The organism is Parahalioglobus pacificus (genome assembly GCF_014652275.1).
In the GTDB taxonomy this organism is placed as follows: Bacteria; Pseudomonadota; Gammaproteobacteria; order Pseudomonadales; family Halieaceae; genus Parahalioglobus; species Parahalioglobus pacificus.
The window spans coordinates 72,374-85,381 of sequence record NZ_BMYM01000004.1 but is presented as its reverse complement, the minus strand read 5'-3'; the positions used below and the strand labels follow the sequence as shown (position 1 = coordinate 85,381).

13 protein-coding genes are annotated in these 13,008 nt (G+C 56.8%); 6 read left to right on the top strand and 7 right to left on the bottom strand.

All coding sequences use genetic code 11. The features are described 5' to 3' along the window. Positions 1-296 precede the first annotated feature (296 nt). The 3 genes from IE089_RS15165 to IE089_RS15155 are packed head-to-tail and all read right to left on the bottom strand — an operon-like array spanning position 297 to position 2,757. Positions 297-779: a hypothetical protein gene (locus IE089_RS15165; protein WP_189478696.1), complete on the bottom strand. Its 483-nt coding sequence runs from the start codon at positions 777-779 to the stop codon at positions 297-299. 53 nt (positions 780-832) lie between these two features. Then, positions 833-2,089 (bottom strand): ABC transporter permease, encoded by a 1,257-nt coding sequence (locus tag IE089_RS15160; RefSeq protein ID WP_308428853.1) that lies wholly within the window; start codon positions 2,087-2,089, stop codon positions 833-835. Next, positions 2,089-2,757, bottom strand: a complete 669-nt coding sequence (locus IE089_RS15155; RefSeq protein ID WP_189478695.1) for an ABC transporter ATP-binding protein — start codon at positions 2,755-2,757, stop codon at positions 2,089-2,091. The genes IE089_RS15160 and IE089_RS15155 overlap by 1 nt, the downstream gene beginning before the upstream one ends. A gap of 110 nt (positions 2,758-2,867) precedes the next feature. Here IE089_RS15155 and IE089_RS15150 point away from each other — a divergent pair, with 110 nt between their 5' ends. Continuing rightward, positions 2,868-3,464, top strand: coding sequence for a DUF3299 domain-containing protein (locus IE089_RS15150; RefSeq protein ID WP_189478694.1), 597 nt, complete (start codon positions 2,868-2,870; stop codon positions 3,462-3,464). A 17-nt stretch (positions 3,465-3,481) separates the two neighbouring features. Here the strand turns inward: IE089_RS15150 and IE089_RS15145 are convergent, their stop codons facing one another. Further along, positions 3,482-4,213, bottom strand: a complete 732-nt coding sequence (locus tag IE089_RS15145; protein WP_189478693.1) for a ZrgA family zinc uptake protein — start codon at positions 4,211-4,213, stop codon at positions 3,482-3,484. Between the two features lie 299 nt (positions 4,214-4,512). Between IE089_RS15145 and IE089_RS15140 the strand changes: the two genes are divergently transcribed. Then, positions 4,513-5,172 (top strand): DUF1826 domain-containing protein, encoded by a 660-nt coding sequence (locus IE089_RS15140; protein WP_189478692.1) that lies wholly within the window; start codon positions 4,513-4,515, stop codon positions 5,170-5,172. 39 nt (positions 5,173-5,211) lie between these two features. Beyond that, entirely contained in the window at positions 5,212-5,643 is a 432-nt protein-coding gene (locus tag IE089_RS15135; protein WP_189478691.1) for a TerB family tellurite resistance protein, read from the top strand. Between the two features lie 109 nt (positions 5,644-5,752). Here the strand turns inward: IE089_RS15135 and IE089_RS15130 are convergent, their stop codons facing one another. Beyond that, on the bottom strand, positions 5,753-7,909 hold the full coding sequence (locus IE089_RS15130; RefSeq protein WP_229802807.1) for a PQQ-dependent dehydrogenase, methanol/ethanol family: 2,157 nt from the start codon (positions 7,907-7,909) through the stop codon (positions 5,753-5,755). 111 nt (positions 7,910-8,020) lie between these two features. On the opposite strand from IE089_RS15130, the gene IE089_RS15125 reads away from it, so the two are divergent. Together IE089_RS15125 and ggt are read left to right on the top strand one after the other, a co-directional pair. After that, a complete protein-coding gene (locus IE089_RS15125; RefSeq protein WP_189478690.1) occupies positions 8,021-9,043 on the top strand; it encodes a hypothetical protein in 1,023 nt (340 codons plus the stop codon). Between the two features lie 84 nt (positions 9,044-9,127). After that, positions 9,128-10,930 carry a gamma-glutamyltransferase gene (gene ggt / locus IE089_RS15120; protein ID WP_189478689.1) on the top strand — a complete coding sequence of 601 codons (1,803 nt, stop codon included), beginning with the start codon at positions 9,128-9,130 and terminating at the stop codon, positions 10,928-10,930. A gap of 92 nt (positions 10,931-11,022) precedes the next feature. Here the strand turns inward: ggt and IE089_RS15115 are convergent, their stop codons facing one another. After that, positions 11,023-11,424 (bottom strand): CBS domain-containing protein, encoded by a 402-nt coding sequence (locus IE089_RS15115; protein WP_229802806.1) that lies wholly within the window; start codon positions 11,422-11,424, stop codon positions 11,023-11,025. Positions 11,425-11,509: 85 nt separating this feature from the next. On the opposite strand from IE089_RS15115, the gene IE089_RS15110 reads away from it, so the two are divergent. Beyond that, complete coding sequence (locus IE089_RS15110) at positions 11,510-12,019, top strand: SixA phosphatase family protein (protein WP_189478688.1); 510 nt, start codon at positions 11,510-11,512, stop codon at positions 12,017-12,019. Here IE089_RS15110 and IE089_RS15105 read toward each other — a convergent pair. Further along, the gene (locus tag IE089_RS15105) at positions 12,016-13,002 is read right to left on the bottom strand and encodes a glutathione S-transferase family protein (protein WP_189478687.1); all 987 of its coding nucleotides are present in this window, start codon (positions 13,000-13,002) and stop codon (positions 12,016-12,018) included. The two genes, IE089_RS15110 and IE089_RS15105, sit on opposite strands and share 4 nt — an antisense overlap. Between the last annotated feature and the right edge of the window lie 6 nt (positions 13,003-13,008).

The window sequence follows — 13,008 nt, the reverse complement described above, 5'->3', positions numbered from 1 at the left end:
CGCAGAGGCGCCAGGCCAGCGACTAGCAGTAAGCCATGCCCGAAAAGAGGGGCAGGCCCTCGCCAGGCCTCCAAATAGAAAAGGCTCACCCGCTAGGGTGGGCCTTTATTACTAGTGTGCGATGGTAATCAGCCTCTCACATGGGGTACCTATGTGAGAGTAGCGGGCCGCGTTCGGATCATCGCCAGGCACCTGCGCGGCCCCACCTAGGCGGCCCCTCCCAAAAAGAAAACCCCCAGCTGTCACCAGCTGGGGGCTTCTCACGTTACGTTAAAGCCTGGAGCAAATCAGGGATCTTACTCTGCCTGCGCCACCACTGAGGCTGGCTCCGAGCGCGGACGGACGTAGATGCGTCGGGATTCTTTCACAGCCTTGCCCTGGTGCTCGCCGGCCACTGTGACCAGAATCGTATCGTAGCCTTTTCCGTTCAGCGTATAGGGAATATCGAGCGTTCCGGTTCGCTCATCCAACACCCATTGTTCCTGCTCAAGCACGATGTTTTTGCTGCCCGTCACAGTGAGTGTGACGTCTTTCGAGAAAAATGGGCGGGTGTACTCCACGCTCACACCTGTTTCCTCGCCTACTGTGGCCATCACCATGTTGGGATGATGCAGCTCAAATACGGGCGGCGGAGGCAGCATGCCGACCATGCGGGCGGCCGTGCGGCTCATAAAGCCCATATTGCTGGCATCCAGGCCCATGTGTGCCTGGCAGGCCATCGCGCTCTGCGTAGAGAAAGCTGAGACCAGTACTAAGACGGCGAAGAGTGATTTATGCATGTTGGTATGCCTGCGAGCGTCGCCTGCCGTCAGCTGAGGCAGCCGCTCTCTGATCAATGTTCGTTTAATTTGGCTTCACTATAGACCCTGAAGGCGGGAATCGCCGCTATCAATAGTGCAGCACCTGCAACCAATGCCACTATTTTAACACTCTCCGGCGTGAATGCGCTTGGGTCCAGATAGAGCCCGAAACGGGTGAACAGCGCTTCCTCCACCAGGATCAGTCCGAACGACAGGGCGGATACACCAAGCACTACACCGGCCAGGCACACGAGGAGTGCTTCCAATTCAATCAGTAGGAACAGGTAGTAGGGTGGTGCACCCAATACCCTGAGCAGGTTGATTTCGTGCCGCCTTTCCCGGATCGAGGCAAGGAGGACCGCGCCAAGGCCCAATACGGCGGCTAGCAGTACCAGCGCTGATATAAGTCTCAACACATTTTCAAACATGCCCATCATTTGCCAGAGCTCGGCGAGAGCCACGCCTGGGAGAATCGCCAAAAGCGGTTCACTTGGATAGCTATTGATTTCTCGTTGCAGTTTGAAGGTTGATAGCCGCGAGTGAAGACCCAGCATAAAAGCGGTGATACTGGCAGGCTCGCTAGTCGCTCGTGCTTGACCGCCAGCACCGCCACCCGGGACAACTGGGGATGCCCCGAAGGCAGGGCCACCGGTAGCGTGCATGGCCTCTATACCATCCAGCGGTACATGGACAGATTTATCGACGGGTGTCCCAGTGGGCGCGAGTATACCGACGACGGTGAACGGCCGATTTTCATGCAGCGTGAAACTCGTGGCGGCTACACCATGCGCGAGAACGATCTCCTGACCGACCTCGTACCCCAGTGACTGTGCTACTTCAGCGCCCAGGACAGCGTCGAACGTGCCTTCGAATAACTTGCCCGACGCGAGGCTGAGTGATCGCTGCTTTCCATAGCTAAAGTGCTCAAAGAATGAATCGGTGGTGCCGATAACGCGATAGCCTTTGTGGGAGTCCCCCAGTGATATCGGAATCGACCAGGCAACGCTCTGGTTACTTGAGATCGCTTGGTAGGCCTGCCAACTGATGTTGTCAGTGGGGGCACCAATCCTGAACACTGAGTACAGCAGAAGATTTGTACTTCCCGTCTTGGCCCCGACGATGAGATCAACACCCGAGACAGTACTGGCGAAACTGGTGCGCGCCTGCTGCCGAATGTGCTCTATACCCAACAGGACAAATATTGCGACACTGATTGCCAGCAAACTCATCAGTACAGAGCCGCGCCGATTTAGAAGGCTTTTTACTGCCAGTCGAAGAAACATCGGCATTAATGTGTCCCACTGATGTCGCTGAGCTTCTCCACGCGGGAAAAGTGGTGCGCCAGGCTCATGTCGTGACTCACGAAAACCAGCGACATACTTTCGGCCTTAAGCAAAGGCATGAGCAGGTCGAGGAAGCTGTCGCGATTTTCCTCATCTAATGAGGATGTCGGTTCATCGGCTATCATCAGCGAGGGTCGGTTAACTAACGCCCGCGCAATGGCTACACGCTGTTGCTGTCCCACACTCATCTGCGCTGTTGGTTTGCTCCATTCACTCTCACTGATATTGAGCGCCGTTAGCAGCGTGCGTGCCGACCCGGACTTTGAGTTATGTCCTGAGCCGGACTGAAAGCTTTTGGCAAGATCGATGTTTTCGACAGCATTCAGGTAGGGAATCAGATTGAATCGCTGAAACACGTAGCCAATATTGTTGGCTCTGAAGCGATCCCTTTGCCGGCTGCTCATCTGGTCCAGACGCTGCCCGAGTACAGACACCTCGCCCTCGCTGCAGGTGAGAAGGCCGCTTAGCAGGTTGAGTAGCGTTGACTTCCCCGAGCCCGATGGGCCGCATACGAACACGCTCTCTCCCGCCGATACATTCCACTGCTCGATATTCAGTAGCGGTTTGTCGCTGCGGTTCTCATGGGTGAAGCGCACGTTTTTCAGTTCAATCATGGGGCTACTGCTGACCGATTAGGTGTTTTACTGCTGACATCACGGTGTAAGGACACTACCCTATCCATTATCGTAGTGCATCACAGATTCCGTGGTAGAGGTAAGCAGGTATGGTGATAGTCCACCGACTCACAACTGGCATCGTCGTGGCGGTGACAACTTTGATTCTGCAGCTGGTACTGAGTTCCGGAAGCCAGGCAGTTAATGAAGAGGCGTCTTTTGAGACTATTGAGTGGGTGTCTCTGATCCCCGAGGACGTATTAGAGATCTTGCTCAATCCCCCGGAGTACATCAGTGATATTGAGGACGGCTCCGCCGATGACACCATAAGCAGTCAAATCAAGAACGCATTAACGGCTGCCAGTGACGATAAGTATCAGCAGGCCCTCGTCTCAACGGAGGTCAATGCTGACATGAATGGCGCCATGGTGAGAATTCCCGGTTTCGTGGTGCCACTTGAGTTCAATGACGATCAGACCGTGACGCAGTTCTTTCTGGTGCCTTATTTCGGCGCCTGTCTGCATATGCCGCCGCCACCGCCCAACCAGATAATCCTTGTGAATGCGGCAGGTCAGGGCATTCCAATGCCAGATTTATACGTCCCGTTCTGGATATCAGGCAAATTGGAAACAACCATTAGTGAAAACGAGATTGCTATGTCCGCGTATTCACTGGAAATGATGGCACACGAGATTTACGACGAATGAGCTCGTCGCAGGTGGCATCAATTGAATGTAATGATGCGATTTTCTGGTGTTAGTGTCGTAGCACCCTGACGTGTGGCAGTCAGCCACATGGCGTTCACCTTGTTAAAGCCAAAAGGCAGCTGCTCGGCGCCGAGCGTGACCGAGCCTTCAGCCAACTCACCATCGCACTCGAACTGATAGTCCGCAGTTACGTCGGTATGACCACGGGTGCTGTCTGTGTCGTGATGTTCATGACCTGAATCATGACCACCGTCTGCGTGGTCATGGTGCTCACTCGCTTGAGCATTGTCCTTATTGTGCGCGGTATCGTGGCTATTGTGATCAGATGCGTGGGATCCGCTGTCCTCCCCATGGTGGTGTGAGTGGTGATCATCCAAGTCGTCGTGATGCGCTTGTGACGATGGCTCAGTGGATGACGGTGCTATCGCTGAGAGGTCAATGGATACGTTCTGGAGGGTGCATGCAGCGCCTGTGAAGCGAAATAGAGTCCCTGTATCCGTCAGTTGGGTGCGTGCGCTGGCGACGGCCTCTAGCTGCGCTGCGCTAGCTGCCTCGCTCTCAAAGCCCACGATATTGATGGCTGGGGCGATCAAGGAGATTTCGAGTGCGGTGCCATTGGTTGCAAGAGTGAGCTCGGCCACATCGTGAACATGTGCACCGTGCTTGTGGGTCTGTGCGAGGGGCGTGCTCATCCATGACAGCGCCAGGGTGCCCATAACGGGCAAAAACAGATTGCGAAGATTTTTCATGCTCTTTCACCGTAACGTAGCGGCACAGTTTTGTGTCTTTGAGCCGATGCTCCGTACGCTAACGCGCTTGGAAGAGTACTCGCCTGACTTCCTGATGGCGCGATGCTTTTCAAAAGCATAGCGTAATCGGGTGGGTGCAGACCATTTTGCTTGTCGGAACCTTGGCGTTTGGCGCTGTGGAGTGTGTGATGGGTGTAAGTGTAGGTTCCGACATAAGATCAGGATAGTGTCAGTTCAAGTCGCCGCGCCGCAATGATATGTTATATCATTGCGGCGTAGTGAAGACTTTGCAGCCACGTATGTCATTGCCAGCCACAGAACAAAAGAGACTGTTTGCTCACCTCGCCAGCGATAGCCCCGAGGTGCTGGCTGAGCTCAAAGATCCCGCCGTAAATCTTGTGGTGTGGCGCCGTCAGGCCCAGCCGTGTGTGACGAGAGAGCTTGCCAGTGCCCAGCCAATTGTACGCTCAGACCGACGAAACGACACAACGCCGGCTACGTTTCGTCTTGATGTCGCAGAGTATCTGTCGTCACTCAACCTTGACCCCAGCGCTTTCGAACACTTGATGACCGATCTGGAGCGGGTTGCACGGCAGTTTTTCGCGGTGGCGAATGCCTCAGCGTACAAATTTCGCCTGTTATTCACAGGGAAAGATGACTGTCGCCGTTTTCATGTCGATAATAGGCGCCTTCGTTTATTGTGCACCTATCGCGGACCTGGCACGCAGTGGCTACGGAATGACCAGGTGGACAGGGCAGCCTTAAACAGAGGCGATCCCAACGATGAGATTCTTCGCCATGGTGCGCCGCAACAGCTTCAGGCGTTTTGGGTTGCGATCATGCGAGGTCAGTCCGTAGGGCTGGATGGAGGCCTGGTTCATCGCTCGCCGCCCATTGCTGGCACAGGCGAGACGAGGGTTGTGTTTTGTCTGGATGCTGAACCGGCAGAAGCTGAATAACAATACGGTGCTGCGGCACTGGTCTATTAGGAGTTTTCAATGTCACTCACAGAGTTATTGAACGTACGCAAGCTGTTTGGTGCAGACCAGGAGGAGCCGGGGCCAGAGGCGTACCGCGAGCTGCTGGTGATGGTGCTGGCCCGGGCGACTGACGCCGATGCCTACACGGACCCTGCCGAGGTGGAGACGGTCCAACGAGTCCTGCAGGAGCACTTAGGCGAGGATATTAGTGCGGCGGACGTTCGCGTGGCGGCCAAATCAGCGTTATACGAGACCGCGCCGCTTGAGCAATACATCTCCCGTGTTGGCGCCCGGTTGCCTAAGCCACAGCGCCTGCAGCTGGTACATGCGCTGGTGGAAGTGGTGAATGCGGATGACAAGGTCGCCAGTGCTGAGGCCGCGTACTTCAATAAAGTGTGCAGCGCGTTGGAGCTCAGTTTCGCCGATCTCGCTGGGCTACACAGCGACTGATCTCCTTGCAGGGTACCCGCCGATTCGTCATCACATCGCTGCGGTGACATTAAAGGTCTTGGCCTGAGGCGACTATTATTCCGCCTCAGGCGCTTCTGCCGATACGTTTTTAATGACCTTGGGCGCCACTCTCTGTCGCTGCTGACTTGGCCGCGATTTGAGCACGCTCAATCGCGTAGTAATGGATGTTGTCGGCTTGCTCCTTGGTGAGCTGCTCGCCGAAGCCTACCATCCCATTCTGCCAATGCAGGCCGCCCAAAACGACCGCATCCCACTGGGCATGCTTCTCCGGCGTAAGCGCTCGCAAATCCGGCGTGGCGCCACCGCTCACCATGGCATCGCCGTGGCACATGACACAGTACTGTAGATAGACCGCTTTACCCGCAGCAATTTGCTCTTCGCTGCCGGGCTGCTCCGGCGGATTAAAGACGAGTTGCTTGTCCACCGCGGGGGGCAACGCAGCATCACCGTTTATCTTGAACACCAGAAGTCGGCTTCGGTTGGGCTTGGGGCCGGCCTTCAGTGCCTCGCCACCCACAAGTGCCAGCGCGCCGCCCCAGCCAGCGACGATGGCGACATATTGGGTGCCGTCTTTACGGAAGGTCACCGGTGGCGCGACGATGCCAGTCTGTGCATCGAATGACCACAACTCCTCGCCCGTGTCGGCTCGATAGGCAACAAACTCGCCTTCCGCGTTACCCTGAAATAGCAGATTGCCTGCGGTGGACAACATGCCGCCGTTCCAGGGCCCCGCGTGCTCAACCTTCCAGCGCGCCGATTTTGCAATGGGGTCCCAGGCGATGATGGTACCCGTGATGCTAGCCAGTACCTGTTGCTTAAGTTCCGGGTCGTCTGGCATGGACGCAGGGACACTATCGGTACCGGTATTCCAATACCCCGGGCGGTGCTCGAAGGCCTCATCAGTTTTGTAAATCCATGGTGTGTCTTGAGCAGGGATGTAAACCAGCCCGGCATCGGGGTTGTGGCTCATGGGGTGCCAGTTGTGGCCTCCGATGGGGCCCGGGAACTGCAGCGGGCCCGTGGCACCATCGAGATAGCGAGCGTCTGCGGTCTCAACCGGCCGCCCGGTTTTCAGGTCAACATGGCTAGCCCAAGTCACGGTGGCATAGGCGTCGGCAGAGAGCAGTTCGCCGGTGGCTCTGTCGAGCACATAAAAGAAGCCGTTCTTCGGCGCCTGCATGATCACGTCACGTGGCTCACCATCAATGCTCAGTTCAGTGAGAATCATGTGCTGTGTCGCCGTGTAATCCCAGGTTTCTCCGGGAGTGGTCTGGTAGTGCCACACGTAGCTGCCATCATCAGGTTTCAATGCCACAATTGATGACAGGTAGAGATTGTCCCCACCATCGGGGCTTCTAATCTGTCGATTCCAGGGCGCGCCGTTGCCCACACCGACGTACAGGAGGTCGAGTTCCGCGTCGTAGGCCATAGAATCCCACACCGTGCCTCCGCCGCCGACTTCCCACCACGCTCCACCGCCCCAGGTCTCGGCGGCTGCAGCTACGGCATCACTCTCAAAACCATCATCCGGGTTGCCCGGCACCGTATAGAATCGCCAGATCTGGTCGCCAGTATCCACGTTATAGGCGCTGACATAGCCGCGTACGCCTAGCTCGCCGCCGCCGTTACCGATAATGACCTTGTCCCTGACGATGCGCGGAGCGCCAGTGATGGAATAGGGTCTGCTGCGATCGGTCGTCTGAATGTCCCAGCGCAGGCTGCCGTCTTCTGCATTCAGGCTGATCAATCTGCCGTCAATGGTGCCAAAAAAGAGCTGTCCGTCTTGGTAGGCGACCCCGCGATTGACGACATCGCAGCACAGGTGAACAGCCCAGTCAGGCGGCACCTGTGGGTCATAGAACCAAAGGAGTTCACCCGTCACAGCATCATGTGCATACACCAGACTCCAGGAAGAGGTGGTGTACATCACGCCATCGATGATCAGCGGCGTTGCTTCCATGCCCCGATTAGTGGGGTAATCGTAGAACCATGCCAGGCCGAGATCACCGACATTCTCGTCGCTGATATCGCTGAGCGTACTGAAGCGATTCTCCCCGTCGTCGAGGCCGTGCTTCAGCCATTCGACATCGGTGGCGCGGGCGTCTTGAGCCTTATCGGCGGCAACTGCGGCTTGGCCGTCGTTAGAGGCTTCCGTCGGCGCCTCGGGAGACTGCTTTGCACACGCCATCAATACACAGGCGCTGAAGAGGGCCAGCGCAGCCAGGTTATATCGGGACATCATCATGGCCTCTTATTAGATGAACGCAGTGTAGTCCAAGGTGCGGCCTGAGAAAACGCGGCGTCCTGCCTATACTGGAGGCGGATCCTCTTGAAAAGAGTCGCAGTCTAGGCGGGCATGAGCGGTACGGAAGCATTTAGGGAAGTAGACAGTCGTCCCGAGAGGATGAATCCGTCCCATTGGTCGATGTTCCTCCTCGTGTCCTGGTTGCTGTGCGCTTCCACGGTGAGTGCCGACATCCCCGGCGATGAGATCAGCACTGCACCAAGCGTTGAGAGCAACAGGTTTAGCCGTACGGTAAAGGCTCTCGGCGAAAGCAACGGTGAAGGTACTCGCGAATTCGCCGTCGACGCGCTGATTGCGCTGGCAGAAATCTACTACGCCGAGTCTGATTTGGCGCGCTATGAATTGGACGGAGAGTCTCCGCCCGATTCTGCAACATTGACGGCGAAGCTTTCCGGGTGGTCATTAGTAATGAGCGCCTATGCGGAGCAACTGTTGACGCTCAGTGCCGCGATAGAACAGGGTGCTACTGCGAGTATTGTCGACCTCGGCCAGCGGGCCTTGTCCCTGAAAATTGATGACCAGCTTGTGATGATCAGCCATCCGCGACCTGCGCAGCAGGCACGCCTTGAGCAGCAAATTCTCGCTCAGTATTGCCGTCGCCGGGACTGCAAAGCTCTCACCGCCGAGCAGGAAACGTCGCTTGTTCCGATCCCGGTGAGTGCCGCGCCATTGGCGCAGGAGTGGGCCTTCACAACAAATGGCCCTGTGTGCCGGGCGGGTCCGTTACGTTTACAGTTTAGCCAGGGCGCGCAATTGGGCAGTGCCAAGGCGCTGTGTGCGCAATTGAGCGCGGAAATAGCGTCCTTAAGACTGGAGTTGCAGTGGCAGCAACGCCATGGCGTTGCCATCGACTATGATGCACTGGAGATCGCCGGTGCCACACAGACACCGGATCATACTGTCTCACTTAACAGTGCCGGCGATTCGGTACTGCTGCCGTTGCCTCTGCTGTTTAGCAGCGAGGGTTTGTTGATCCCGGTTGCCCAATGGTTGCGTATGAGTCTTGATGCCGATGCGGCGCAACCTCAGCCAGAGCTGCGACTTGGAGCGGCCCAGTACGGTTGGGACTCTTGAGTAAGCAGCGCTGAAGCCTGACGCTGACGCATCACCCGCGTATCACATCAAACACCGATATCCCCAGATAAACAGGGAACACACATGAAGAAGCTATTCCGGGCCGCCCTATTGGGCTCACTCATTGTCACCCATCTGCCAGCCACAGCCGACGAAGCTATGAGCGAGACGCAAGCGGCCCTGGGTGGCGGGGGCCGCCCCGTGGGCGAGGCTTACAGTCGAAGCCCGGTATACGGCGCCAACGGCATGGTGGCGACCGCTCATCCACTCGCATCGCAAGCTGCGCTGGACGTGATGAAAGCCGGTGGCAGTGCGCTTGATGGCGCTATTGCAGCCAATGCCGCCCTGGGGCTGATGGAGCCCACAGGCAATGGTATCGGCGGTGATATTTTCATCATCCTGTGGGATCCAAAAACACAGAAGCTGTATGGCTACAACGGGTCTGGGCGTTCGCCCATGAAGCGCTCTCTTGACGAGCTGAAGCGCAAGATTCAGGCAATGAGAGATAGCGGCAGACTGGGTGATGAGTTCAAGGGCATTCCACCGCTGGGCTCGCTGCCGGTAACCGTGCCCGGTACCGTCGATGGCTGGTTTGCAACGCACGAACGTTTCGGCAAGTTGCCTATGTCTGAGGTGCTGGCCCCTGCGGTGCGCTACGCCAACGAGGGTTTCCCGGTGTCACCCGTTATTGCGTATTACTTCGAACGAAATCGTCAGGGTTTTCTGCGCAATGAGGGTCAGGTTGAAGAACTGGAGAACGCCAGGGCATTGTGGTTCCAGGATGGCATTGCCCCTGCTGCCGGTGAGATCTTCAAGAACCCGGATTTAGGCAAAACCCTCACCGTCCTCGGCGAAGACGGTCGCGATGCGTTCTACAAGGGTGAGCTTGCAAAAACCATGGCGGATTACATGACCCGCATTGGCGGTGACATGAGCTATGAAGACCTAGCCGCGCATGAGGGTGAGTGGGTAAAGCCCGGTCATGTGAATTACAAGGGCTACGATGTTTACGAATTGCCGCCGAATGGACAGGGCTACGCCGCACTGCAGATGCTCAACATCCTTGAGAATGTGGATCTGGCCCAGTGGCCTCGCGGCTCAGCCGAGGTTTTTCACTATATGGTAGAAGCCAAACGTCTGGCTTTTGAGGACGTGGCGGCCTACTACGCCGATCCGGCCTTTGGCGATCAGCCGCTGGAAGAACTGCTGACAAAGGAATACGGCAAAGCGCGCTTCGCGTTAATTGATGCGGATAAAGCACAGGCTCAATTTGGTCCCGGCGAGCCAAAGCTGGAGGGTGAGGGCGATACCACCTATCTCACCGTGGCGGATAAAGATGGCATGATGGTGTCGCTGATTCAATCCAACTACCGCGGGATGGGGTCGGGTCTGGTGCCGGACGGTCTCGGGTTCATGCTTCAGGATCGGGGCGAACTGTTTTCACTGGATCCGGAACATCCCAACGCCTATGAGCCGGGTAAGCGTCCATTCCACACCATTATTCCTGCCTTTGTGATGAAGGATGGCGAGCCACTGATGAGCTTCGGTCTGATGGGCGGCAGCATGCAGCCCCAGGGTCATGTACAGATCCTCGTGAACATTATTGATTACGGAATGAACGTACAGGAGGCCGGTGATGCGGCGCGGTTCAATCATGACGGCGGCAGCCAGCCAACCGGCATTCATCGTGATCCTCTTGGTACTATCTACGTGGAAGCCGGTGTATCCACAGAGACTATACAAGCCCTGGAAGCGATGGGTCACAAGGTAGAGGTCGATACTAGCGGTGTCCGCTTTGGTGGTTATCAGGCGATTATGCGTTCACCCGATGGCGTGTACGCGGGAGCCACTGAGATGCGCAAAGACGGCACGGTCACGGCCTGGTAGCGGTAGCCACTTGCCACTGACGTTAGCCTTTACCTGTGGATAGCTATTCAACGCTGCAACTCATTAAAGAGGCCGGTTTTTACCGGCCTTTTTTATTGTGCGAACTGCTGCACCGCGCGTAATAGCTGGCGACAGGTAATTTGGCCAATCAGCTTGCCGTTCTCAACCACAGGCCGGCGCCGCTTGTTCTTGGACAGCATGTCCTGGGCCACATCCACGATGTCTTCGTTGGGGTGGGCAACCACCAGGTTGTCACTCGCCATGTAATCCCTGACTCGGCCGGGGCTTGTTCGGTTGTAAGTGCTGTCCAGCATGGCCCTCAGGCAGTCCAGCTCCGACAGGATGCCAACTAGGTTATCTTGCGAATCGACAACGCAGACGCCGGAGACCTTGTTATCGATAATGACGTGCATTGCTTCGGCGATACTGTCGTCAGCGCCAACCTTTGTGGGGTGAGGCAGCATGTGGTCGCGCAGGTTCACGGAGTTGAGCATGATGGCCTCCCCGGCCCCGCCTAGGTGCATATAGCTGTAAGTATAGACTGCGAAATCAGGGCGGCGCCCTTATCCGGATGGAACAATGAAAACACTGCACTTGCTACGGCATGCAAAATCGGATTGGTCGGCCCCGTCGATCAGTGACCGCGAGCGCGGTTTGAATGCGCGTGGGCTCAGGGCTTCACGCTCAATGGGTCATGCCCTGAGCAACCGGCTGAGAGCGATGAGGGTAATCACCAGCCCGGCACGTCGAGCACAACTCACACTCGAGGGGCTGTGCAGTGTTTGGTCAGAACTGGCTCATCAGCGCCACGTCATCGATGAATCCCTGTATACCTTTAGTGGCGACGACCTGGTTTGCTGGCTTCAGGCGCAGGACGACGGCGTTGATACGTTTTTCCTTATCGGTCACAACCCCGCGCTCACTGAGTTAATCAACCACTGCGCGCCGGCAGCGGCGCTCGAAAATTTGCCAACGGCGGGGTACGCCCGCCTGGTCAGCCACGCGAGTGCGTGGCGTGGGTTCGTGGGCGGCGATGCTCAATTAGCCGATTTATTGTTGCCTCGCTCCCTGGAGCAGGAGCGAGACTAGGCGGCAATCAATCGCTCGCGTCCATGTGGGCGTGCGTAGTCGATGTCCGGCCCCAGTGGTACCACGCCCGTGGGGTTTATCATGCGGTGCGAGGCGTAGTAGTGCGTTTTAATGTGGTCGAAGTCCACTGTGTCAGCAACGCCGGGTAACTGGTAGATGTCGCGAATATAGCCGGGGATGTGGTCATAATCCTCCAGTCGCTGCCGATTGCATTTGAAGTGCCCGTGGTAGATGGCATCGAATCGAATCAGTGTCGTGAACAGGCGAATGTCGGCTTCAGTAACACGCTCGCCCGTCAGATAGCGGTGACTGCCAAGATGTGCGTCAATGTCATCCAATGCATCGAACAGCGTCCGGTAAGCTTCCTCATAGGCACCCTGGGTCGTGGCAAATCCTGCCCGGTAGACACCATTGTTAATGGCTGGATAGATGCGGTCATTCCACTGCTTAATTTGATCGCGCAATGCCACGGGGTAGTAGTCGTCCTGATTGCCGGTAATCCCATTGAAAGCTTCATTGAGCATACGAATGATCTCTGATGACTCATTGCTGACGATGGTGTTCTGCTCCTTGTCCCACAGCACCGGCACGGTAACCCGGCCCGAGTAATCCTCTTGCGCAGCTGTGTAGATCTGGTGGTGGAATTCGGCGTTATGCAGGGGGTCGCCAGAGCTTCCCTCGTCCCGATGGTAGGTCCAACCATGCTCCAGCATGATGGGGCTGACGACGGACACGCTGATGTGCGCCTCAAGCCCTTTAAGGCTGCGCATCATCAGTGTGCGGTGCGCCCAGGGGCAGGCCAGCGATACGCAGAGATGGTAGCGACCTGACTCCGCCTTGAAGCCCGCTTCGCCGCTGTCTCCGGCGCTCCCGTCCACGGTTATCCAGTTGCGGAACTGCGCATCCTCCCGAATGAATCGACCCTTGCTGCCGCTGGTGTCGTACCAAACGTCATGCCATTTTCCTTCCACCAACATACCCATAGCATC

Coding starts and splice junctions, on each gene's coding strand:
- IE089_RS15130 (WP_229802807.1), bottom strand. CDS start 7,909: ATGATGATGTCCCGATATAACCTGGCTGCGCTGGCCCTCTTCAGCGCC.
- IE089_RS15165 (WP_189478696.1), bottom strand. CDS start 779: ATGCATAAATCACTCTTCGCCGTCTTAGTACTGGTCTCAGCTTTCTCT.
- ggt (WP_189478689.1), top strand. CDS start 9,128: ATGAAGAAGCTATTCCGGGCCGCCCTATTGGGCTCACTCATTGTCACC.
- IE089_RS15105 (WP_189478687.1), bottom strand. CDS start 13,002: ATGGGTATGTTGGTGGAAGGAAAATGGCATGACGTTTGGTACGACACC.
- IE089_RS15115 (WP_229802806.1), bottom strand. CDS start 11,424: ATGCTCAACTCCGTGAACCTGCGCGACCACATGCTGCCTCACCCCACA.
- IE089_RS15140 (WP_189478692.1), top strand. CDS start 4,513: ATGTCATTGCCAGCCACAGAACAAAAGAGACTGTTTGCTCACCTCGCC.
- IE089_RS15145 (WP_189478693.1), bottom strand. CDS start 4,213: ATGAAAAATCTTCGCAATCTGTTTTTGCCCGTTATGGGCACCCTGGCG.
- IE089_RS15160 (WP_308428853.1), bottom strand. CDS start 2,089: ATGCCGATGTTTCTTCGACTGGCAGTAAAAAGCCTTCTAAATCGGCGC.
- IE089_RS15155 (WP_189478695.1), bottom strand. CDS start 2,757: ATGATTGAACTGAAAAACGTGCGCTTCACCCATGAGAACCGCAGCGAC.
- IE089_RS15135 (WP_189478691.1), top strand. CDS start 5,212: ATGTCACTCACAGAGTTATTGAACGTACGCAAGCTGTTTGGTGCAGAC.
- IE089_RS15150 (WP_189478694.1), top strand. CDS start 2,868: ATGGTGATAGTCCACCGACTCACAACTGGCATCGTCGTGGCGGTGACA.
- IE089_RS15110 (WP_189478688.1), top strand. CDS start 11,510: ATGAAAACACTGCACTTGCTACGGCATGCAAAATCGGATTGGTCGGCC.
- IE089_RS15125 (WP_189478690.1), top strand. CDS start 8,021: ATGAGCGGTACGGAAGCATTTAGGGAAGTAGACAGTCGTCCCGAGAGG.